The 22,099-nt window shown below is 46.7% G+C and carries 17 protein-coding genes and 1 other RNA gene; 2 read left to right on the top strand and 16 right to left on the bottom strand.

The window, feature by feature from the left end; translation table 11 throughout:
• Positions 1-158: 158 nt before the first annotated feature.
• The 16 genes from H8K55_RS02445 to H8K55_RS02370 all read right to left on the bottom strand — a co-directional run bounded on the left by H8K55_RS02445 (position 159) and on the right by H8K55_RS02370 (position 20,526).
• Entirely contained in the window at positions 159-782 is a 624-nt protein-coding gene (locus tag H8K55_RS02445; RefSeq protein ID WP_186940437.1) for a DUF502 domain-containing protein, read from the bottom strand.
• A gap of 35 nt (positions 783-817) precedes the next feature.
• Positions 818-1,216, bottom strand: coding sequence for an FmdB family zinc ribbon protein (locus tag H8K55_RS02440; RefSeq protein WP_186940436.1), 399 nt, complete (start codon positions 1,214-1,216; stop codon positions 818-820).
• Between the two features lie 114 nt (positions 1,217-1,330).
• Positions 1,331-2,752, bottom strand: a complete 1,422-nt coding sequence (locus tag H8K55_RS02435; RefSeq protein ID WP_186940435.1) for a high affinity choline transporter 1 — start codon at positions 2,750-2,752, stop codon at positions 1,331-1,333.
• Positions 2,753-2,977: 225 nt separating this feature from the next.
• On the bottom strand, positions 2,978-3,376 hold the full coding sequence (locus H8K55_RS02430) for a response regulator (protein WP_186940434.1): 399 nt from the start codon (positions 3,374-3,376) through the stop codon (positions 2,978-2,980).
• Between the two features lie 281 nt (positions 3,377-3,657).
• Positions 3,658-8,484 (bottom strand): response regulator, encoded by a 4,827-nt coding sequence (locus H8K55_RS02425; protein ID WP_186940433.1) that lies wholly within the window; start codon positions 8,482-8,484, stop codon positions 3,658-3,660.
• A 154-nt stretch (positions 8,485-8,638) separates the two neighbouring features.
• Positions 8,639-9,790 (bottom strand): methyl-accepting chemotaxis protein, encoded by a 1,152-nt coding sequence (locus H8K55_RS22125; RefSeq protein ID WP_186940432.1) that lies wholly within the window; start codon positions 9,788-9,790, stop codon positions 8,639-8,641.
• A gap of 299 nt (positions 9,791-10,089) precedes the next feature.
• On the bottom strand, positions 10,090-10,758 hold the full coding sequence (gene pcp / locus H8K55_RS02415; RefSeq protein WP_186940431.1) for a pyroglutamyl-peptidase I: 669 nt from the start codon (positions 10,756-10,758) through the stop codon (positions 10,090-10,092).
• A 10-nt stretch (positions 10,759-10,768) separates the two neighbouring features.
• Positions 10,769-11,770: a DUF979 domain-containing protein gene (locus H8K55_RS02410; RefSeq protein WP_186940430.1), complete on the bottom strand. Its 1,002-nt coding sequence runs from the start codon at positions 11,768-11,770 to the stop codon at positions 10,769-10,771.
• Complete coding sequence (locus H8K55_RS02405) at positions 11,767-12,501, bottom strand: DUF969 domain-containing protein (RefSeq protein WP_186940429.1); 735 nt, start codon at positions 12,499-12,501, stop codon at positions 11,767-11,769. Before H8K55_RS02405 ends, H8K55_RS02410 begins: the two co-directional genes overlap by 4 nt.
• A 111-nt stretch (positions 12,502-12,612) precedes the next feature.
• Positions 12,613-13,392 (bottom strand): 5-oxoprolinase subunit PxpA, encoded by a 780-nt coding sequence (gene pxpA / locus H8K55_RS02400; RefSeq protein ID WP_186940428.1) that lies wholly within the window; start codon positions 13,390-13,392, stop codon positions 12,613-12,615.
• Positions 13,385-14,347, bottom strand: coding sequence for a 5-oxoprolinase subunit C family protein (locus H8K55_RS02395; RefSeq protein ID WP_186940427.1), 963 nt, complete (start codon positions 14,345-14,347; stop codon positions 13,385-13,387). Before H8K55_RS02395 ends, pxpA begins: the two co-directional genes overlap by 8 nt.
• Positions 14,340-15,002, bottom strand: a complete 663-nt coding sequence (pxpB, locus tag H8K55_RS02390; protein ID WP_186940426.1) for a 5-oxoprolinase subunit PxpB — start codon at positions 15,000-15,002, stop codon at positions 14,340-14,342. The genes H8K55_RS02395 and pxpB overlap by 8 nt, the downstream gene beginning before the upstream one ends.
• Before the next feature lie 35 nt (positions 15,003-15,037).
• Positions 15,038-15,760 carry a hypothetical protein gene (locus tag H8K55_RS02385; protein WP_222612327.1) on the bottom strand — a complete coding sequence of 241 codons (723 nt, stop codon included), beginning with the start codon at positions 15,758-15,760 and terminating at the stop codon, positions 15,038-15,040.
• Between the two features lie 195 nt (positions 15,761-15,955).
• Positions 15,956-17,188 carry an MFS transporter gene (locus tag H8K55_RS02380; protein WP_186940425.1) on the bottom strand — a complete coding sequence of 411 codons (1,233 nt, stop codon included), beginning with the start codon at positions 17,186-17,188 and terminating at the stop codon, positions 15,956-15,958.
• 95 nt (positions 17,189-17,283) lie between these two features.
• A complete protein-coding gene (locus H8K55_RS02375) occupies positions 17,284-18,693 on the bottom strand; it encodes an MBL fold metallo-hydrolase RNA specificity domain-containing protein (RefSeq protein WP_186940424.1) in 1,410 nt (469 codons plus the stop codon).
• Between the two features lie 138 nt (positions 18,694-18,831).
• Positions 18,832-20,526 (bottom strand): thiamine pyrophosphate-binding protein, encoded by a 1,695-nt coding sequence (locus H8K55_RS02370; RefSeq protein WP_186940423.1) that lies wholly within the window; start codon positions 20,524-20,526, stop codon positions 18,832-18,834.
• 374 nt (positions 20,527-20,900) lie between these two features.
• Here H8K55_RS02370 and H8K55_RS02365 point away from each other — a divergent pair, with 374 nt between their 5' ends.
• Together H8K55_RS02365 and rnpB are read left to right on the top strand one after the other, a co-directional pair.
• Entirely contained in the window at positions 20,901-21,509 is a 609-nt protein-coding gene (locus H8K55_RS02365; protein WP_186940422.1) for a chalcone isomerase family protein, read from the top strand.
• 118 nt (positions 21,510-21,627) lie between these two features.
• Positions 21,628-21,977, top strand: an RNA gene (rnpB, locus tag H8K55_RS02360) — RNase P RNA component class A.
• The last annotated feature ends 122 nt before the right edge of the window (positions 21,978-22,099 follow it).

Here is a 22,099-nt window from a genome sequence, read left to right as displayed (position 1 = left end):
ACCTGTTTTCTTTAAAAAGTTAATTGCGTTGACGTTTATTCTTTGAAACCGATTCGTTAAAACTTATTCGTTAAAACTGATTTGTAAATTCTGATTCTTTGATCACGTAATTGATTCAGAACACATTTCAGGGCACAAGTTAGGCAAGGTACAAGTGGCTAATTACAAGAATTATTTTGTGCTGCTTGTTCTGCCACTTCTGGTGCTACGACACCCATAGAAACTACATATTTGAGCGCCGTATCAACGCTCATATCGAGTTCAATTGCATCCTTTTTGGGGATAATCAGAAAATACCCAGATGTTGGGTTAGGGGTAGTTGGTACATAAACGCTGATGAAGTCACCATCCAGATGTTTGGCAACAGCGCCACCGGGTTTGCCAGTTAAGAAGGCGATAGTCCACGAGCCTTCACGTGGATACTGAATCAATAGTGCTTTGCTAAATGCGTTGCCGGTGGACGAAAATAAGGTGTCCGAAACCTGTTTGACGCTAGAGTAAATGGAGCTAACAATTGGAATGTGGGTGAGCAATTTTTCCCACAATCCGACTACATATTTGCCAATAAAATTCTTGGTCAACAAGCCTGTAACAAAAATAATCAGGACGGTGAGTACCGCGCCGAGTCCCGGGATTTTAAAGCCGATCAATGCTTCAGGACGCCATTGTGTCGGTAACAATAATAAAGACTGATCCATGGTACTGATGACCGCATGTAGCACCCATGCGGTGATCGCTAAGGGAACAAGTATCAATAAACCAGTAATAAAATATTTACGCATAGATCTTCAATGTTGTTGCTTCGACGTTGCTTGGTTTAGGCTGCTTTGTTTTCGCTAGTGCTGCTGGCATTGGCATTCGTGCTGGAATTCGTGCTGGAACTACTGTCGCTGCTTGTGCCTGTACCAGAACTAACACCAGCACCAGCGCTTGAGTCTTTCGCTTCGGTAGCGGTGGCAGATCCTGATTTCCCCTCATTGTTTGCCGTTACACCCGTCGCTGCACCTGTATTTGCACCTGCGCCACCCGCATTACCACCGCGGAAATCAGTCACATACCATCCCGATCCTTTTAATTGAAAGCCCGCAGCAGTGACCTGTTTTTTAAAGCTAGGTTGTTGGCATTCAGGGCAAACCGTGAGCGGGTCTTCCGACATTTTTTGCAGCACATCTTTGGCAAAGCCACATCCCTCGCAGCGATAAGCATAGATAGGCATTTTTTATCCTCAGGAAAACTTGTAAAACCCTGAATTATAACGGTTTATCCTTGATTTTTACAAAAATCACTGAGCCAGATACCTGCAGATCAGCGATTTTGCCAGTGTATTTTCTTAAATTGCTTGTTGGCGTTTGAATTGTGGCAACAAAGATCCTAAGAACATGCCCGCCAGACTCATCAGGATGCCGACCAATTGTGGCGGCCAAAAGTCTTCAGGGGCGTTTATTTCTAACATGATCCAAGAGCTTAATCCTAAAATAATTGACAATAAAGCACCTTGTTGCGTTGCTGGTTTCCAGTACAAGCCAAATGCCAAAGGCACGAAGGCAGCAACTAGCGTCACTTTGTAGGCATTTTCGACCATTTTGTAGATACTTGCTTCGGTATTCATGGCAAATAAGGTGACGATTGCCGTGAAAATCAACACCACTACCCGCATCATGAACAAGAATTGTTTGTCAGACTGTTTGGGGAAAAATGGCTTTAAGATGTTTTCAGAAAAAGTAACAGAAGGGGCGAGCAAAGTTGCGCTAGCGCAGCTCTTAATGGCAGACAGTAGGGCACCAAAGAACATGACTTGTGCAAACAAAGGCATCTTGGTCATGATCAAGGTTGGTAAGATCATTTGTGGATCGGTACCGATGAGTTTGGTCACCATGTCAGGATCAATCAGCGTCGCGGAATATGCCAAAAACATAGGGATGAAGGCGAATAAGAAATATAAGCTACCGCCAAGCACTGCAGAATTGGCGGCGGCGTTTTCAGATTTGGCTGAGGCGACCCGCTGAAAGACGTCTTGCTGTGGAATCGAACCCAACATCATAGTGATCCAGGCAGCGAAGAACCACAAAACTTCGCGCGTCGTGGGCGCAGGCCAGAATTCCATTTTCCCGGCATTCACGGCGTGGCTGATGACAGTGCCAGCACCGCCAACCATATTCGACACTTCCCAGCCCATATACATCATGCCGACCATAATGATGATCATTTGCAAGAAATCGGTGATCGCCACCGACCACATACCGCCCATCAAGGTGTAGATCAAAACACTACCTGCACCGATGATCATGCCTGTATTCATATCAATTGCACCGCCAGAGACAACACTAAATACTAATCCTAGCGCCTTGATTTGAGCAGCGACCCAACCCAGGTAAGACACCACAATACAGAGTGAGACTAAGACTTCGACCGTGCGACCATATTTGGCTTTGTAATAATCGCCTATGGTCAGCAAGTTCATTTTGTACAGTGGGCGGGCAAAAAATAAGCCGACAAAGATCAGACAGAGAGAGGATCCAAAAGGGTCAGCAACGACACCTTTCAATCCTTCCTTGACGAATGTTGAGGAAATTCCTAAGACCGTTTCTGAACCAAACCAGGTAGCGAATACCGTAGCAGTGACGATATACATAGGCAAGGATCGGCCAGCGACCGCGAAATCTTTTGAGTTATTGACGAAGCGCGCGGCGTACAGTCCAAGTCCAACAGAGATCACCCAATACAGTACGACTAGCCAAAATAGAGTATTCATGGAGGTAGAGAAAATAGGTCGATAAAATAAGAAATAGAATAAAAAATGCCCACAAAGAATTTGCGGGCATTATAAGGCAAATATGCAGCAACAAAGTCCTAGTACTTCGATATCTGTGGCGGTGTTGGATATCAGCCCTAAGCGCTTTTAGCCGACATAAGTAAAAGCCCCTGTCGGCCTTTATTTTGTGCGCTGTTGTCGACTTCGTGTATTTAAGAATGTCATCTAGCCTAATACCTGTTGAATTTTCTCTTTCAAGTCTTCTTTACTGACTGGTTTGGCGATATTGCCAAGGAAATTTTGACGAGATAACTGTGCAACTAAGGATGCGGAGTGCAAGACGCGCGAACCTTGGCCGGACATTAAAATTACTCCGCCGGTGAATTTTCTTTCCCCCATGGCATTCATGAATTCAAATCCATCAATATCTGGCATTTGGATATCGCATAATAGTACATCCGGTTTCACTAATGCCCGATCAAACGCCGCTAAACCCTTCTTCCCACCGTCGGCAGTCGTTATATTGCTTATGCCTAACTCACGCAATAAATCTGAAACAAACTCCACCTGAAATTCATCGTCGTCCACTATTAGTACGTTCAGATCCGCATAATTTTTACGCATAGTTCATATCCTTTCAGTTTGTCTTCAATCGAACATAAACGATGCAAATATCGTGCCTAATTGCAAAATTTCAGATTGAAGAGGTCATCAACTTCTTAGTGCTACCAAGAGAAATCTATTGTGCCAGATTTCCCATATTTCTTTGAAGATACTTTGGTGATAATTTGTGCAAGAGGGCAACAAAGATTTGATGACTTAAAATCTTTGCTACACATCTTTTATTAGTCTATCTTTCGCTTTCAGTTTAGCGCGGTAGTTTGTCGGGCGAATCGCGTGATCGCTTAGTGCGAAGTATTCGTTTTCAGTGTCTTTCTCTCCCACTTTGTCTTCCATTCGATGAAATTTTCTGCTGGCATCGGTTGGGCGATAAAGTATCCTTGAGCCTCATCACAGCCAGAATCTGCGATCAGATCCCAGTCCTGCTGTGTTTCTACGCCCTCGGCAACCAGATTTAGATCAAATATTTTTCCTAATTGTATGCTTGAATTCAAAATGGCTTCAGATGCTTCATCATGAAATGCGCCATTGACAAAGGCGCGGTCAATTTTGAGTTCGGTAAATGGTAGTTGTTTAAGGTTTTCCATGGTTGAAAAGCCGGTTCCGAAATCATCGATGGATAAACCAAATCCTTTTAAGCGTAAGCGCGTCAAGATTTCCAAGCTGACAGTGAGATTTTCCATTAATCGGGTCTCGGTTAATTCGAGTATGAATTGGGAAGGGCGGATTCCCACCGCCTGCAATATGGCCTCGAATTGCTCTGGTAGATCGAGTTGATTTAAGTTATCTATAGAAACATTGACTGCCAATTTGAGCTGATGTCCTTGGCTATACCATTTGCGTAGCTGAGCCGCACTGATTTCGAGAATTAATTTGCTGACTTCATCTATCATGCCGTGCTTTTCCATCGTCGAAATAAATGCGTCTGGCCCTAATAGGCCGCGACCGGGGTGGCGCCAACGAGCTAGGCATTCTGCCCCGATGACCTTACCCGTTCTAATGGAAACTTTGGGTTGATAGAATATTTCTAAAGCGCCTTCGACTAAGCCGGTCTGTAGATCATGTAAGCTGAGTGATGGCACTTTGCGTTTGGCCATTCTGTTGGACGGGGAGATTGCTTGCTTGCCAAGGGCTACGTAGAGATCGCCCTCTGATACGGGTTTTTGTAGCGATGCCAGCAAATTTAGTCCATATGCTTTGACGAGATTTTCTGCTGCTTTCATGACGCTCTTATCGACAGAGGTCAATAGGATAATGCCGCCTTTGTAGGAGTTTTCTGAAGTTATACGCAAAAAGCTGATGCCATCCATCCCTGGTAAAGTCAAATCACAAATCAATACATCTGGCTCATAGGTTCGCAAGACTGCAAGGCCTTGATGCCCTTCAGAGCATGCGGAAATCTGCGACACACCTAATTTGCGCAAAGTATTGCAGACGAGTTCCAAATCCGCAGGATCATCTTCTAACACCAAGACGTGCAGATTGGACTTGATTCTTAATTGCTTAATTTGTTCAACGACCGTATCTGCCGCATGTGTCGCTAGAGAGAAATCAACCACTGCCGGCGGATGTAAATATGCTTCGACTTCATCTTCCACTTGTTGAAAAATCGTATGCAAACGCTCTATGATAGGGTCAGCTTGCTCAAGGCTTCCACCGTCTTTTAATTTCTCTAGTTCTTGGCAAAGTTCGCCAAATTGCATCGCGCCTACGGTGCGTGCGCTGGATTTTAGGCGATGGCCTATGGCACTAAGTCCGGGTAAGTCTTTGTCGGTTTGCAATTGCCGAATTTCAAGCAAGCCTGCTTTGACTGAGTCCACAAATTTTTTGGCGAATTTACCAATTTTTTCGGGTGAGTTTCCAACTAAATTAGCCAGTACGCTTAAATCTATCGCGACGTGGTTGGTGGCAGTTGGCACCTCGTCCTGATTTGTCGACGCCGGCTCTTCGGGTGCCACTGAGACTTCTGGATTGGCTTGACCTAGCCAGCGAAAAACCGTCGCGTAAAGCAAATCTGGTGTAAATGGTTTTGCGATGAAATCATTCATGCCGACGGAGAGGCATTGGATGCGGTCCTGATTCATCGCGTTTGCGGTGATCGCGATGACTGGAATATGAAGATATTCTGGATTTGCGCGAATATGACGAGTCGCTTCCAATCCATCCATGACTGGCATTTGAATATCCATTAACACGCAGTTGATTTTTTCTTTTGCTTGCGCAAGTACATCGAGCGCTTGCTGACCGTCTTCTGCAGTCATGACTTCACAGCCAGCAACTTTCAATAGTTCACTTCCTACCTGTTGATTGAAATCGTTATCGTCGACCAACAAAATGCAAATATCTTGGTTTTGCGCCAGTCGCTTTAAGTCGTCGAGTCCATGTTGATATTCTTTGATTTGTTCAATTGGTAATGGCGGCCCCTTTATCTGTTCCAGCAGTGCAGTGAACCAGAATGTGCTGCCTTGACCTAAGCGACTCTGCACACCCACTTCTCCGCCCATTAATATCGCCAATTCTTTACTGATAGCCAAACCTAAACCGGTGCCGCCATATTTGCGCGTGGTGGAGCCATCTGCCTGCTCGAACGAACGAAACATTTTGCTCTGTTGATCCTCACTCATGCCTATGCCAGAATCGGAGACTTCAAATTTGATCAGCCAACCAGATGGTGTTTCTTTGAGTACGCGAACGCGAATTCGAATTTCACCATGCTCAGTAAACTTGATCGCATTGTTGGTGTAGTTGATGAGTATTTGACTCAGGCGGAGCGGGTCGCCATGCATCTGCCGCGGTACATCTTCGCCAATCTCTATGTGTAATTTTAGTTGTCTGCCCGCAGCCTTGGTATTGACCATAATGGTCAATTTTTTCATTAACTCGTTTAAGCTAAAGTCGATGGCTTCCAAGTGCATTTTTCCTGCTTCGATTTTGGAGAAGTCTAGGATGTCATCAACGATATGCAGTAAGTGCTGGCCAGATAAGTGAATTTTTTCCAGATAGTCTCTTTGTTTGGGATCGGTCACTCCTCCTAAAGCCAAATACGTCATTCCCAAAACGCCATTCATCGGTGTGCGAATTTCATGACTCATGTTGGCAATGAAATTGCTCTTCGCTTGGTTTGCTGCTTCCGCGAGTTGGCGTGCTATTGCCAATTCTTTAGTTCGGCTATCAACTAACTCTTCTAGGTGGTGACGATGTTTTTCTAATTCTTCTCCGAGTTTTTTCTTTTCGTTGATATCTTCTTGTGTCGAAACAAAATGGGAGATACTGCCATCAGCCTGGCGTAACGGTGAAATCGTTGCGTATTCGATAGAAATTGAACCATCTTTGCGGCGATTTATCAGTTCACCTTTCCAGGTGTCACCAGCCCTGATTGTTTTCCACAATTGCGAAAATGTTTCGGCAGGCGTTTGCCCTGAATTGAGGATGTTAGGATAGTGTCCGATGGCATCTAATTTGCTGAAACCAGATTTCTTGACGAAGGTGTCGTTGACATACTCTATCTTGCCAATGACATCGGTAATGATGATGGCCTCGGTGCTTTGTTCAACAGCTTGTGAGAGCTGATTGAGCTGAGCCTCTGCGAGTAAGCGTTGAGTAATATCTTGAATTTGCGTTACAAAATTAACAGGTGCTCCTAAGGCATCACGAACCAATGATGCATTAACTTGTAGCCATACCAGCGTACCGTCTTTGTGAAAAAAACGTTTATGAACTTCATAACGTTCAATTTCACCATGCAAGAGCTGCAAGATGAGCTGTTTGTCTTGGCTGACATCATCAGGATGAGCGAACTTGTTCGCCTCTTGATTGAGCAACTCTATATCCTGATATCCAAACATGTCACACAGAACGCGATTGACTCGCAGGAATTTTCCTTCTATGTCGATTAAAGCCATGCCAATTGGAGAGCTGCCAAACGCTTGCTCCATTAAGGCATGATTCATGCGCCTTTCATCTTCTGCCTGTTTGCGCTCAGTGATGTCTTGTACGGTGCCAGTTTGGCGAATGATTTTGCCACGTGCATCAATTTGTTTACGACCGGTCTTTGCCCAAATAGTACGTAGACTCCCATCTGGCAAAAATATTCTATATTCGAACGGATCGTATTCCTCTTTATCTTCGAACGCTTCTTTGCAAGTCGCAATGACAATCGCCTGATCATCGGGATAGACAGTATGTTTAATCATCTCAAACAAATCGCCATCAAACTCTGCCGGATCGCGTTGCCAGATTCGCTTCATTTCGTCAGACCAACTGATTTTATTGGTGCTAGCTTCCCAGATCCAGTGCCCTACATGCGTTGAACGTTCCGCTTCTAGCAAATCATGTTCGCTCTGGCGCAAAGCCTCTAAAGTATTTTTTCTCTCTGTGATATCACGCGATATCCCAATAAAGTGCGTAAGCTGACCGAGTTCATCAAATGCCGGAGTGATGGTGAGTTCATTCCAGAAAATCGTCTTGTCTTTGCGATAGTTGAGAATTTCACCGAAGTAAGGCGTACCGTGGTCTAGTGCTATTCTGATTGCAGCAACGGTCGCTGGGTTGGTTAGTGGTCCTTGTAGTAGGCGACAAGTTTTTCCGAATATCTCTTGTATGCTGTAGCCAGTCTGCTGTGTAAAAGCGTCGTTAACTGAGACGATTTTATTATCTGGGGTAGCCACAATGACACCCTGAGAAATCGCTTTGAGCGCAAGATCACTTATTTGCAACTTGGTTTCGGCTTGATGCTTGTAGAGCGCCATTTCTATTACTGTGCGTAATTCCTGATCGGAAAATGGCTTAGTAATGTAGGTGAATGAGTTGGAATGATTGGACTGTTCCAGTGAATCTACATTGTTCTTTCCGGTCAAAAAAATCACCGGTAATGAAAATTGTGCGCGTATAGCTTCCGCCGTGGCGACTCCATCCAAATCGCCAGACAGTTGGGTATCCATCAAGATAAGGTCTGGCTTAAGCTCACCAGTCAATTGGATAGCTTTTTCTCCTGAATTGGTTTGCCCTACCGCCTGATAACCAAACAATTCCAGCTTCAATTGCACAAAAATCGCTACTAACTCATCGCTTTCTACAATCAGGATTCTTGGTTTATTCAATGGAGACCACATTGAAAACTCCGTAGTAGCATGATGGATGGACAATTTTTCGGCGGTAATATCATTGAGTTCAAATCTCAACTTTTCCTGCTATATGATTTACCGTATCGAAAACCTGAGAATGATCAAATGTTGACAATGAGTGCGGGTTGACCAGATAGACGCATTAGAAAAAGGTGATATCCGATTCTTGTGCCGCACTATCTTGCCGCGAGCCATTGTGACGACGGAGTTCATCTTCCATCGTATAGGTATTCTTCAGTTCTTCCAGCCAATCCTCGGTGCGTGGGAGCGCAACCTGTGGCAGGTCTTGTGCTAGTTGTTCGAACTTGGTCATATCATTGCGTACTACTTCCAAAATCTGGCTAATCCTATCTTGAAATTGTAGTGAAACCAACAGGCTTTCTATGTCACTCCGTATCACATTCCCATGATGGCGCATCTCTTCAGCGGAGTCGCCCAAGGTTTCTACATGTGACAGAACATCGCGTACCACTTCACCAGAAAGTTCAAGAATTTTCTTGTCTTGAATTGCGGAACGATCCGCAGTCGCTAAGGCGACTTTGGTGACGTTGGCAATATGGCTAACTCTCTCAGTCATGCGCTTACCAGTCTCGGCGGAAAGGTGTGAGAGCTTTCGTACTTCATCTGCTACAACTGCGAAACCGCGTCCCTGTATCCCGACCCGTGCCGCCTCGATCGCTGCATTGATTGCTAACAGATTGGTCTGCGCAGCGATTTGCCCAACTTCCTGTGCCATACTATTCATGTCACCTGTTGACTTAGCTAAATCGCGGATGCAGGCTAGTAATTCATCTTTGCTCTCTATCATATGCGTCAAGGAATTGACCAGCGGAGCAAGCTCTTTCTTGCATAACTGCAGTAAGGTGATCGTCACATCGCTTTTCGGCGCATTGTGGATGTCTATGTTGCTCGCTCCCTCAAACCCCGCTTTGTCTAAAGCAGTTACCATGGATGAAAAGCTATTGAGTAAATCTTGCACCGATGTTTCGGATTGATTTTTGACTGTATCTACGTGTGCTTCCCACAACGGCAATACATTCGTGAGCAAGTCGCGCAAAGCATTGACGGTATTCGCATCATCGCTAAATCGTTCGGTGCTGGCCTCATTGGCATTTTCAATCGCAATGCTACGTAGCAGGCTAAGCACCAATAAGCTAACCGCAATTGCCGCTAGCGCAAAGATAGAAAAGTTGATCAAGCTAGCTTGTCGCCAAGCCAGTGTCAGTGCAGCGGCAATACTAATAAATCCAGCGAGATAAACAAAGCTTGGTTGACGAAAAAAATCTCTTTGCATAATTACTCATCCTAAGTGATGTTTCCGTTGCGTTGGTTGCATTCGTTGCATTCGTCGCATTAATTAAGTCGCTCGAATGTCTTATTCGAGCGACTTAAGCATTTGAAAAAAATGATGCATTTGATGTTATTCCAGCGATAGGCTTGGCGAGCTTCCAGACTCTGATCTTAGCTAGCCATGAAAGCATAATAAATCTTTATTACTCTACAAATGATTCTAAACAATATTTAATCGCTCTTGCATTAAAAAAGCTTCATCAGGGAAATATTTTTCCAAAGTAACAACAAACTTTTGCGTATTTAACAAATCGTGCCTGCGCTCAATCGAATATCTTGATTTTGTATCAAGCAAGTTTCTAATAAAAGCTTGATGGCTTTCTCCAAGGTTTCGACAGACATGCTGGCCGCGCCAGGGTGATGACAGGCTTGGTCCGGCAAATACGGTATGTGAACAAACCCAGCACGTTTTATGCCAGGTTGCGTGTTGGCATAATGCATCAATCCGTAAAAAACATGGTTGCAAACATATGTACCCGCGGTTTGCGAGACGCTGGCGGGGATGCCTTGTGCCCGCAATGCTTGCACGATGGCTTTGATCGGTAAGCTACTGAAATAAGCGGCAGGGCCATCTTCGACTATCGCCAGATCGATAGGCTGTGCGCCAACATTGTCGGGAATGCGCGCATCGTCGACATTGATTGCTATCCGTTCTATGCTCATGTCGGGACGTCCGCCAGCTTGGCCTATGCAAATCACCAGCTCTGGCTGGTGCAAGTCTATTAGTTGCTGTAATTGCGTAATGGACGTGCCAAATTCGCATGCAAGCTCTGCGACCTTGATCTTATGCGACGTATGTGAGGTGTGTGCGGCTTGAATCGTTTGATCCGCGAAACGGCGTACAACTTCCCATGAGGGATTGATAGTTTCGCGATTAAACGGCGCAAAGCCTGTGAGTAAAATAGTGGACATAGCAGATGTTCTAGATAAGAAAATACATCAAAGTGATATTGCAAACCAAGACCGCAAGCGCAGTGGGGATTTGATACTTAATCACTAAATATTTGTCTTTTAATTCCAATAGTGCAGCAGGAATAATATTGAAGTTGGCGGCCATCGGCGTCATCAAGGTACCACAGTAACCCGACAACATACCGATCGCGACCAAGGGCGCCGGATTTGCATGATGTTGCAGGATCAAAAACGGTAGCGCAATACCTGCTGCCATCACCGGAAAGGCGGCAAAGGCATTCCCCATGATCATCGTGAACAAGGCCATTCCCACACAATAAATCACGATCAGGGCCAGCTTGCTATCGGGATTGACAAATAAGCTGACTAGCGTTTGTATTGATTGCCCGGTCTTCGCGGCGACGAAAACGCCACCGAGCATCGCTAACATCAAAGGTAAGATCAAAGCCCAACCCATGGCATCAACCAATCGACGTGATTCTTGAATTGCGTTTAGCGGCGTGCCACCTGTGATTTTGCAGGCATAGGCGACGCTGAAGAGACATGCGATGGTTAAGCAAGCGAGTGTCAGGTTTTTTTGATCGAGCAAAAAGTAATCGCCAATTTGTATATTTTTACCTGTTAAAGTCAGTAATACAGTTACCAGCGGAATCGCAATCGCTGGCAAAAATAGACGGTTACCAAATTTTTCTGCGAATGCGATTTTGTTTGTATTCGCTTTGCTTTGATGTTGTCCACTGCCGAGTAAATTGCTACCGGCGATCAATGCCAGTAACAACACGATGCCGCCTTGAATTTTGTGTGTGAGTGGCTTGCCCAGATTAGCGATCATGATGTCGCCAAATAAAAAACCGACTCCGAATAAAAACCAGAACAGGCCAGTCGTCCAACGTTTAGGATTACTCACATCGCGCACGCTCAAGTAAGCAATCGCCATAATGATGATGCCGATCAGATAAAACACGATTTGTAGATTGAGCAAGCTGGCGCCTGCATTCAGTGCGCTGTTCATGCTTGCCCTCCTTGTTTAATCTGTTGAGATTGCTGCCGTTGCTGCCACTGCGCTACCTCACTCGCAATCTGTGCGTCTAGCCAAGAGAGTCGAATTAAGTGAATAAGCAAGGCACACAAGGCAGTGGGAATTGCCCATAGACCTATCATCAAAGGTTCAATATGGGTAATGCCGTTTTCTTTCAAGAAGCCAGTCATCAAAAGTACGGCGCCAAATGCGATAAAAATATCTTCGCCAAAAAACAGCGCGACGTTGTCACAGGCGGCGGCGTGGGCAGCAATTTTTTCCCGCAAGTGTTCAGGTAATTCACCATGTTTTGCCAAGGCCGCACCTTCTGCCATCGGGAAAAGTAGAGGACGTACAGTTTGCGCTTGGCCACCCAAACTGATCAGGCCGAGCGAGCAGGTGAATTGGCGCAAGACAAAGTACAACATCAAAATACGACCGGTGGTAGCGCTACGTATGCTACTTACCCAACTCTGCGCGCGCTCTTTCAGACCATATTTTTCTAGTAAAGCGATGACAGGCAAGATCAACATAATGCTGGCAAGCTGGCGACTATTCATAAATTTCTCGCCAAAAGTTTCCAGCAGCACTGCTGGATCCATACCAACCGCTAAGCCCGTGGCTAAGCCTGCCGAAATGACGACTAGCAAAGGATTAAAGCGTAGCGCAAAGCCAGCAACGATGATGGGTATGCCGACTAAGGGCAACCATAAACTGCTATCCATGTACTTGATCTCCTCGAATTTCCTTGATTTTTGTTTGTGATTATTTTTGTGTTTTGTTTGCGTCGATTATTGATTTTTTATTGATGTTTTTTCTTGCTTGATATTGAAAAATTATGAATGCTCGGGTGCCGCTATAGTCACGCCAAGCTGTACTAGCTGCGCGCGTATCGATTCCAATAGGTGCAAAGCATGGACGCCATCGCCGTGTACGCACAAGGTTTCAGCGCGAACAGAAATTAGTTCGCCACTGACCGATTGTAATTGCTGATGTTGCACCAACTTGAGAGTTTGCTGTACCGCTTCTGCATCATCCTCTATGCAAGCATCAGGAAAAGTACGAGCACGCAGGCTGCCATCGTTGTTGTATCGCCTATCAGCAAAGGCTTCTTGAATGACGTGTATACCAGCGGCTGCTGCTTGTGTGACTAAGGCGCTGCCAGCAAGTGCGACCAGACGTAGTTGTGGCTGACAATCTTGAATCACGCGAATGAGAATGGCACCGAGTTCAGAATCTTTAGCCGCTTGATTATACAAAGCACCATGCGGCTTCAGATGTTGCACAACACAGCCTTCTTGTTCAGCTATTTGGATCAAAGAATTCACTTGTTCGCATAACTGTTCAAACAAAATTTCAGGTGAGGGATGTTGTACGCTCCTGCCGAAATTTTCTTTATCGACAAAGCTAGGATGCGCACCAATAGCAACATCATTTGCGCGTGCTAAACGGACGGCGGTACGCATACTGTCGGTGTCACCGACATGCCCGCCACAAGCAATATTCGCCGAGCTGACGATCTTGAGTATCGCTGCATCATGTTGCCCGCCTTCCCCCAAATCTGCATTTAGATCGATACGCGGCAACGTTTGTAAGGTGGTTGAAGATTTATGCATATTCCATGCTGTCCATACGGCGCAATTCGCGTTGCCATTTTTCTTGTGCGGCAATTGCAGTGTTGAGATCGACTTCAATAAAACAGAAATGTTGTCCTATCGGCGTTTGTGCAATTTTCCATAAATCGGCTTCTATCACCGTTGCGATACGCGGGTAGCCGCCCGTAGTCTGGCAATCCGCTAACAATACTATGGGCTGACCACTTGCTGGCACTTGCACGACGCCAGGTAACACCGCATGTGACAGTAATTCGGATGAAGATTCACGTTCCAATTTATCGCCTTCTAAGCGAAATGCCATGCGATTACTTTGTGAACTGACGCGCCAGGCTTGTTGCCAGAATTTTTTACGCGCGCAACTATTAAATTGCGCGAATTCTGGCCCGCGGATAGCGCGAATTTCAGGTGTCCAGCATCTTTGTAGCACACCGACCGAGCGTTTAAAAAGACGCGGCTGTCCAAGAGTCAACACATCGCCTTTGCGCAATGCACGCCCCTGATGTCCGCCAAATCCAGCTTGTAAATCGGTGGCACGCGAGCCTAGTATAGATTCAACTTCTATCCCGCCATCCACCGCCAAATAGGCACGCGCTTCTTTTTGCGCTCCTTGCAGACATAAAGTTTGTCCTGCCTGAGCGAAGTGGCGCCAGGCTTTAGCAACCAGTTTGCCGTCTAGCTCTGCCGCAAAATTCGCCCCGCATAGCGCGAACCAGGTAGCGCGTTGAAACACGATTTGCAATGGGCCAATCACGATTTCCAATCCGGCGTAGTGTTCTGGATTGCCAACCAATTTATTTGCCAGAATTAAGGATGTTGCATCGAGCGCACCTGCCTGACTGATTCCCAGATGGCGCAGCCCACGTCGCCCTAAATCTTGTACGGTGGTTTGTATTCCCGCTTTTTGAATGAGGATGCCGGCTCGCAGGTCGGAGGTGATGTCGATTAGATTATGCATCAATGCGCTCCACGATAAAGCGCACCAGATCACCGGGTTGCAACAAAGTCGGTGGTGTGTGCAGAGGATGAAAGAGCGGGAGTGTCGTACGTCCTATAAGTTGCCACCCACCGGGGCTGGCTGCGGGATAAATTCCCGTCTGGCTGCCGCCGATACCGACTGAACCAGCTGGCACTTGCAGGCGCGGATCACTGCGGCGTGGCGTTGCCAAGGAAGGTGGTAAGCCACCTAAATAAGCAAAACCAGGTTGAAATCCCAAGAAATACACCAGATAACTAGCCGAACTATGGAGAGCAACGACTTCGGTAGGACTGAGTTGAGCGTGTTGTGCAACCACATCCAGATCGGGTCCAAATTCGCCACCATAGACGACGGGAATTTGAATTTCGCGGGCTTGAAATAGCAAAGGATCTGTGTTGTCCGCCAATGCTTGTAAGGTTTCCAGCATCGCTTGCGGATGTTGCTGCTGCGGGTCGAATATCGCGGTCAGATTGTTCATGCCGGGGACGATATCAATGCAGCATGCTAGTTCTTTCAAACCTTGCGCAATACCCCAAATCAGGCGCTGGCAATCGACATCAATCTGATCTGAGCAGGACTGCATGACGGCAGCCCGCTCGCCCAGTAAATAGAAGGAGAAATTTGCCCGCATCATCGGCTAGCGCCTGGTAGCAAGGGATCTGCTATAAACTACCAGCGAAAACCAAGTTTGACACTAGCAGTTTGATTATCACCAGTGCGATCAACTTCTGCGGCCAGATTCATCAAACCAAAATTGGCATTCACACCAGCAAATACTTTACTGGCTGTTGGCGATACTTTGTGCAAGCTACCGACATTTGGTGTCACGCTGCCCCAAACGCGGCCAATTCCCGCATAGGGAGTAAACATTACAAAACCTTTGGATACCAATAACTCCACACTGCTACTGTCAAAACCGAGTTGACTGACACCAGACAATTTAGAATAGGCGCCACGAATTGCAATTGCTGGCAAGGCAACATTACCTTCTAATAATGAATAGCGTGCTTCAATGCCCATTAGCTTGATATTGGAATCTGGTACTGCACTCAATGAAGCGCCGACATCGATATTGAATGGCAAGCCTTTATGCAAATGTAGTTTAGGGATAATTAAAGTGGAGATGTCGGCACCAGCTTTCTGCCATACACCGCTATTGGCTAATGGCGTGAACGAGAGTTCAGCGCCGAGGTCAAAACCGGTAATACCAAGTGCTGCGGCTGGCGTCACACCTTTGTAGCTAGCAGCTGAAGTGAAATCACTAGCAAGACGACCAAATTCAGATTGGTTCAGGTTTTTTAATTGTGTGAAATCTGTTCCAGCAGTTGCGATGGTGGATGCGCCGCCTAACAAAGCGAGGGTCGCCAATTGCAAGATTTTTTTTGTAAACATAAAAACTCCAGAAGTTTAGTAAGCAATGCATAGTGAGTAATGCATCGTAAATAATGAGATATGGGCGGGCAAAAAACTTGAGCAGCCATACGGATACCAGATGAACGACTACTCTCGATCTTTACTGTCAATAAATAGACTTTGCGGCGATTTTACCGCGACAAATCTAAGTTCAGTGAAATTTACTGCGGAGTTTTAGCGAAAATGACGATTTGGTATGCTCTGCGAAAACAAATAGAGCCCGATCAGCGCTAGGCCTGCAAATGTCGCACCCACATAGAAGGTAAATGCGGCGCCTAGGTTTTCCCACAACAAACCAGCAATCAGGCTGGCGCACAGTAAGGCAATGCCGCTGACCAGATTGAAGAATCCAAAAGCCGTACCACGTAAATCTGCTGGCGCGCATCCTGCGATCATGGCAGACATTAAACCCTGTGTCATGCCCATGTGTATGCCCCATAAGGCAACGCCCGCCAGCAAGCCCATCCAGTGATGGCTGACTGCAAAAGTTAAATCCGCCAGTATCAATACGATTAGACCACCCGCCAGCAAATTGGTCGGATTCAGGCGATCTGACAGCTTGCCGAAAGGATAGGCACTCGCAGCGTAGATTAGATTCATCAACACCATGACTAGGGGGACATAGGCTAGTGGTACACCTAATTGCTGGGCTCTCAGTAGTAAAAACGCTTCGCTAAAACGGGCGAGTGTGAAAACACCACCGAGGCAAACCACCCACCAATAGCCTGATCCTAAGCGTATCAAGTTCGCTTTACTAATAGGATTGGCTGGTCGCTTTTCGACATGCACCTGCGGTTCCTGTACACCAAACAATAAGAGGCACATGGCAGCAATTCCAGGGATAACAGCCAGCCAGAATATGCGTCGGAAATCATTCATCCACAACAGCATGAGACTTGTCGCAATCAAGGGACCGAGAAATGCACCAACCGTGTCCAAGGATTGCCGTAAGCCAAAAGCCGCGCCGTGCATGTGCGCTTGTGTAATGTCGGTGATTAAGGCATCGCGCGGTGCGCCGCGTATGCCTTTGCCAACGCGATCCATTAAGCGCGCTGTGATGAGCAAGCCCATACCTTGTGTGATTGCGAATAAGGGTTTGGTGAAGGCACTCATGCCATAACCTATCACCGCCAGTGTTTTGCGTTTGCCTAGGCGATCACTTAATGCACCTGAAAATACTTTGACGATTAGGGTTGTTGACTCTGCAATACCGTCAATCAGGCCGACAGCGAACACACTTAATCCTAAGCTACTGACCATGAATAACGGTAACAAGCTATGGATCATTTCAGACGAAATATCCATCAACATGCTGACCATGCCTAATACCCAAATACTTTTCGGTAAGTGATCCTTGGTATTTGCAGTCGCGGCAGCTTCTGGTGTGGCAGTTGGGGGAAGTGGCATAAGCTTTGAGTTGTTGTTGGTGCTTACCTGAAAAAAGAATAGATGTGAGAAGTAAGGTAAGAGCTAAGTCGTGAGGTTAAGTATTAATTGCTGCATCAAATTTCCTTCAATCCTGGCAGCGTAAAACTTTGATTTCTTGACGGAATTAAGACTTCGGTATTCTTGAGCTTGGAGGCAAAGAGTCGCATGACTTCCTCTTCGCCATGGACTAATATCGTATGTTCAGGTTGAATTTGTTTTTGCCATGCCAGTAATTCGGCGCGATCGGCATGCGCAGAAAAACCATTGATCGTATAAATGTGGGCGTTGACATCGACCTCTTCACCAAACAAGCGCACCGTTCTGGCTCCGTCAATAATCTGGCGCGCTAACGTGCCCATGGCAGCAAAACCGACAAAGATCACGCTGGCATTCTTGCGCCATAGATGATGCTTCAGATGATGCCTGACGCGGCCTCCGGTACACATACCCGATCCCGCCATAATGACCGCACCGCTGGTAATGCGGTTAATCGCCATACTGTCGGTTTGATCACGGGTGATGTGTAAATTATTGAGATGAAATGGATCACGTTTTTGCTTAAAAAGGCGACTGGCTTCATCGTCATAACATTCGGGATGATGGCGGAAAATTTCCGTCGCGGAAATTGCCATCGGCGAATCTAAGAATACATGCATGGCTGCGGGCAATAGTCCCTTTTCTACGCCTTCCCGCAGATACCATAGAATTTCTTGCGAACGTTCTAAAGCAAACGTGGGAATGATGACATTGCCGCCGTGTTGAAATGTGTCATTGATTGCCTGATACAACTCTTTGACTGAGGCGTCGAGAGAACGATGCAAGCGATCGCCGTAGGTCGTTTCCATCACCACGACATCAGCCGGTGGTGGCGGAACAGGATCGCGCAAGATTTTGCGGCCACGACTGCCTAAGTCTCCCGAAAAAACGATGCCACAGCTCTTACGTCCTTCTTTCAATTCCAGAAAAATACTGGCAGAGCCAAGAATGTGCCCCGCATCGTAGAATGTGGCGGTGATACCTGCCGCGACGTTAATCGGTTTTTCGTAATGGGCTACGCGTCCAAAAAAATCAAAGCAGCGAGTTGCATCGTAGAGCGTATATAGAGGTTCTTCCACTGGACGTTGATTGCGTGCGTGGCGTTGTTGCCTATGGGCTTGTGCACGTGCATCGGCTTCTTGTAAATGCGCAGAATCGAGTAAGACCAGACGTGTTAAATCTTTGCTGGCGCTAGTGGTGATGATTTCGCCTTTAAATCCGCGTTTCACCAGCAAAGGCAAACGTCCGCAATGATCGAGATGGGCATGCGTTAGCAAAACAAAATCGATACTCGCCGCATCAAAGCCAAAGTCTTCTTGATTCTCTTCAGACAAATCGCGCCCACCTTGAAACAAGCCGCAATCAATTAGAATTTTCTTTCCGGCGCATTCGATCAAATGACAAGAGCCGGTCACATCTTTGTCGGCGCCATGGAAAGAGATTTTCATGATATTTCCTTCGGAATTGAGATTGCATTTGTGTTGAGTATGCGCTGAGTTTGCATCAAATATGCACCGAATATGCGCCCTGTTGCGAATCTCAGTTCTGATCTACCGCAAACTCTGGCATGCAAATTCACGAGCATCTCATTTGCCAGCCTTTTTTGCGCTTGCGCGAATGTTTGCCAGACTGGCTCCTGGCGTAATCAGATTGCCGTCGTAACGTAGTTCTATCAAAGCCGGTAATTTCTGTTGGCGTGTATGCGTCAAGGCGCGTTGCAAGGCGGCCGAAAAATCTTCGGTGTGCTCAACGATTTCGCCATGCGCACCGTAAGCACGTGCAAGTGCGGCAAAGTCGGGGTTCTGTAGCTGTGTGCCCGAGACCCGTTCAGGAAATTCACGTTCCTGATGCATGCGTATGGTGCCGAACATCGAATTATTAAACACCAGAATGATCACCGCGGCACCGTATTGCACGGCGGTCGCCAACTCTTGCCCATTCATCAAAAATTCACCATCGCCAGCGAAGGTGACGACAGTGCGGCTAGGGTCGAGAATTTTGGCGGCGATACCAGCGGGGACGCTATATCCCATCGCGCCTGCGGTGGGAGCTAATTGCGTGCGCAAACCACCATACAGAAAATAACGATGCGCCCAAGTGGCGTAGTTGCCTGCTCCGTTAGTAATGATGGTGTCGGCAGGGCAGGCTGCTTGCAGATCCTGTACTACCTGCCATAAATTAAGCGGTGCATTTTCTTGTTTGAAAATCGCTGGCTCTTGTTGCCATGCCGCGAGTTCGGCTTTTGCTTGCTGTAGTTGCGTTGACCAATCCGGTGTGCTCACTTTTGGTAAGCACCTTAATGCTGCGGCAATCTCACGCATACCGCTATTGATCATCATATCGGCTTGATACACGCGCCCCAGCTCTAGTGCGTCGCTGTGAATATGGATTAAAGATTGGCGCGGGCAGGGCGCTTCGAATAAGGTATAGCCGCTGGTCGTCATTTCTCCCAGTCGTGGGCCAATCGCAATCACCAGATCGGCATTTTTGATTCTATCTGCCAATTTCGGATTAATCCCGATGCCTACATCACCTACATAGTTCGGATGTGTGTTCGCGAGTAAATCTTGAAAGCGGAACGCACAGCCTACCGGGAGTTGTTGGCGTTCGGCGAATGCTGCCAATTGTTGACACGCGGTCTCGTCCCAACCTGTACCACCAAGTAAGATAAATGGGCGTTTTGCCTGTGTTAAACGGAAGTGTAATTCTTCGATTTGTGCAGCAGATGGAGAGGCTTGTACGGGACGATAGGCGCGAGTATCGGCGACGCTGGCCTGTGCTGACAAACAATCTTCTGGCAATGCCAATACCACCGGGCCCGGGCGTCCGCTGGTAGCGATTTGGAAAGCGCGCGCTATGTATTCTGGTATTCGGTCCGCTCTGTCGATTTGCGCTACCCACTTAGCCATTTGCCCAAACATGCGACGGTAGTCAATTTCTTGAAAAGCCTCACGCTCGACAAAATCATTGCCAACTTGTCCCACGAATAAAATCATCGGCGTCGAATCTTGAAATGCGGTATGAACGCCAATCGATGCATTGGTGGCACCTGGCCCCCGTGTGGCAAAACAAATGCCGGGTTTGCCAGTCATTTTGCCATAGGCATCAGCCATAAATGCCGCGCCGCCTTCTTGGCGATTAACGATGAAACGTATAGAACTATCATGCAGCGCGTCGAGTACGGGCAAATAGCTTTCACCAGGAACACCAAAAATAATATCGACGCCGTGGATTTGCAAAGCATCAACGACTAATTGACCACCAGAACGGGATGTAGGCATAGAAAATAAGTGCAAGAGAGTAAGAGCTATAAGCTAACAGAAGTTTGGGGCCTGCGACAAATTGAATTGATAAGGTAGTCTGATTTAGCGCAGTTCATTTGCTTATTTGTCGCGATGCAAATAACAATCGACGGTTGGTATTTAAGCTAGGTTGATTGGTAATGCACTCATTAGTTTTTATACCATTCTGATTTGTATCGATATGAAATACACCACAGTAAGACGTCGCAGTATTGGAATGAGTCCTCGAAATTTGTCTTTTCCTGGAGCAATGACTTGCAAGCGCTTTGGTTTTTCACTATCTTCTAAGAGTAAAAAAAGACCATCATTCGAAAAGTCATTTTGAGTGACATTTAAGAAACTTAGGAGACACCATGAATTTCGCATCCATCACTAAACGTCGTTTAGCCTCACTCGCTATCGCCACTGCCGCCTTCTGCACTGTGCCAGTATTTGCTGACACGGTGACAGTATCGGGGGTTAAGCTCGACGATACAGTGCAAGTTGGTACGCAAACTTTGAAGCTCAACGGGGCGGGGGTGCGTTACAAGGTGATTTTTAAAGTGTATGTGGCGGCATTGTATTTGCCAGAGGAGAAGTCAACGACCCCCGAGGTCTTGGCTTTGCCTGGAGCAAAGCGTGTCACTCTAGTCATGCTGCGTGAGTTGAGTAACGATGACTTGGGGCACCGCTTTATGGATGGTTTGCGAAATAATTTGGATATTGAAGAACGTTCCAAATTAATCAAACCGATGATCACGTTCGGCAAAATGTTTTCTTTGGTCCCTGTGCTAAAGAAAGGCGATATTTTGACTTTTGACTGGATTCCGGGTACAGGCATTGTTTGTCAGTTTAACGGTCAAAAGGTCGGCGAAACGATTAATGACTCAGTTTTCTACAGTGCAGTGTTACGTATTTGGTTGGGCAAAGATCCTGCTGATGAATCACTGAAACAAAAAATGCTGAATGCAAAATCATCTTAATTTTGCTTATTGATTTATTCACGAAAAGCACCGCAATGTCGGTGCTTTTTTATTGCTCATCGTCGAACTGAATCGATAGTACTTAAGGATTTCCGCGCTAGCTGCTACAATCACGCCCGAAGCAGGCCAGACAATCGCTGGTTGCCGTGTTCACACGGCGACGGGAGGAAGGTCCGGACTCCATAGAGCAGGGTGACGGCTAACGGCCGTACGTTGAAAGCCAAGGCGCAAGCTGAGGTATAAGGCGAGGAATAGGGCCACAGAGACGAGCGTATTTAGTTACGGTGAAACGCGGTAACCTCCACCCGGAGCAATTTCAAATAGGCACGCGTTGAGGCGGCTCGCGGAGCGTGCGGGTAGAAAGCTTGAGCGGCGGAGTAATCCGTCGCCTAGAGGAATGATTGTCATAGTGTGATGCAGCAATGCAAAGCGCCGTAACAGAATCCGGCCTACCGGCCTGCTTCATTTTTATCCCCGAACGTTGTGTTCTTTGTTTTATTCATCCTCCGCGTTTTCCCCTCTTTTCACTCCTCGCTTTTTGATCTTTATTCTTTGGGGGATTGCACCACACCATCCCAACATCATACGAG

It is taken from the genome of Affinundibacterium flavidum (assembly GCF_014284175.1).
Lineage (GTDB): Bacteria > Pseudomonadota > Gammaproteobacteria > Burkholderiales > Burkholderiaceae_D > Undibacterium > Undibacterium flavidum.
The sequence above is the reverse complement of the archived record's forward strand: the minus strand, read 5'-3'. Positions and strand labels throughout refer to the sequence as shown.

Excerpts from the sequence above, each read along its gene's own strand:
- pxpB (WP_186940426.1), bottom strand. The coding sequence starts at position 15,002 with ATGATGCGGGCAAATTTCTCCTTCTATTTACTGGGCGAGCGGGCTGCC.
- H8K55_RS02410 (WP_186940430.1), bottom strand. The coding sequence starts at position 11,770 with ATGAACAGCGCACTGAATGCAGGCGCCAGCTTGCTCAATCTACAAATC.
- H8K55_RS22125 (WP_186940432.1), bottom strand. The coding sequence starts at position 9,790 with ATGCAAAGAGATTTTTTTCGTCAACCAAGCTTTGTTTATCTCGCTGGA.
- H8K55_RS02445 (WP_186940437.1), bottom strand. The coding sequence starts at position 782 with ATGCGTAAATATTTTATTACTGGTTTATTGATACTTGTTCCCTTAGCG.
- H8K55_RS02405 (WP_186940429.1), bottom strand. The coding sequence starts at position 12,501 with ATGGATAGCAGTTTATGGTTGCCCTTAGTCGGCATACCCATCATCGTT.
- H8K55_RS02440 (WP_186940436.1), bottom strand. The coding sequence starts at position 1,216 with ATGCCTATCTATGCTTATCGCTGCGAGGGATGTGGCTTTGCCAAAGAT.
- H8K55_RS02425 (WP_186940433.1), bottom strand. The coding sequence starts at position 8,484 with ATGTGGTCTCCATTGAATAAACCAAGAATCCTGATTGTAGAAAGCGAT.
- H8K55_RS02385 (WP_222612327.1), bottom strand. The coding sequence starts at position 15,760 with ATGTTTACAAAAAAAATCTTGCAATTGGCGACCCTCGCTTTGTTAGGC.
- H8K55_RS02435 (WP_186940435.1), bottom strand. The coding sequence starts at position 2,752 with ATGAATACTCTATTTTGGCTAGTCGTACTGTATTGGGTGATCTCTGTT.
- H8K55_RS02370 (WP_186940423.1), bottom strand. The coding sequence starts at position 20,526 with ATGCCTACATCCCGTTCTGGTGGTCAATTAGTCGTTGATGCTTTGCAA.
- H8K55_RS02365 (WP_186940422.1), top strand. The coding sequence starts at position 20,901 with ATGAATTTCGCATCCATCACTAAACGTCGTTTAGCCTCACTCGCTATC.
- pxpA (WP_186940428.1), bottom strand. The coding sequence starts at position 13,392 with ATGCATAAATCTTCAACCACCTTACAAACGTTGCCGCGTATCGATCTA.
- H8K55_RS02430 (WP_186940434.1), bottom strand. The coding sequence starts at position 3,376 with ATGCGTAAAAATTATGCGGATCTGAACGTACTAATAGTGGACGACGAT.
- H8K55_RS02395 (WP_186940427.1), bottom strand. The coding sequence starts at position 14,347 with ATGCATAATCTAATCGACATCACCTCCGACCTGCGAGCCGGCATCCTC.
- pcp (WP_186940431.1), bottom strand. The coding sequence starts at position 10,758 with ATGTCCACTATTTTACTCACAGGCTTTGCGCCGTTTAATCGCGAAACT.
- H8K55_RS02380 (WP_186940425.1), bottom strand. The coding sequence starts at position 17,188 with ATGCCACTTCCCCCAACTGCCACACCAGAAGCTGCCGCGACTGCAAAT.
- H8K55_RS02375 (WP_186940424.1), bottom strand. The coding sequence starts at position 18,693 with ATGAAAATCTCTTTCCATGGCGCCGACAAAGATGTGACCGGCTCTTGT.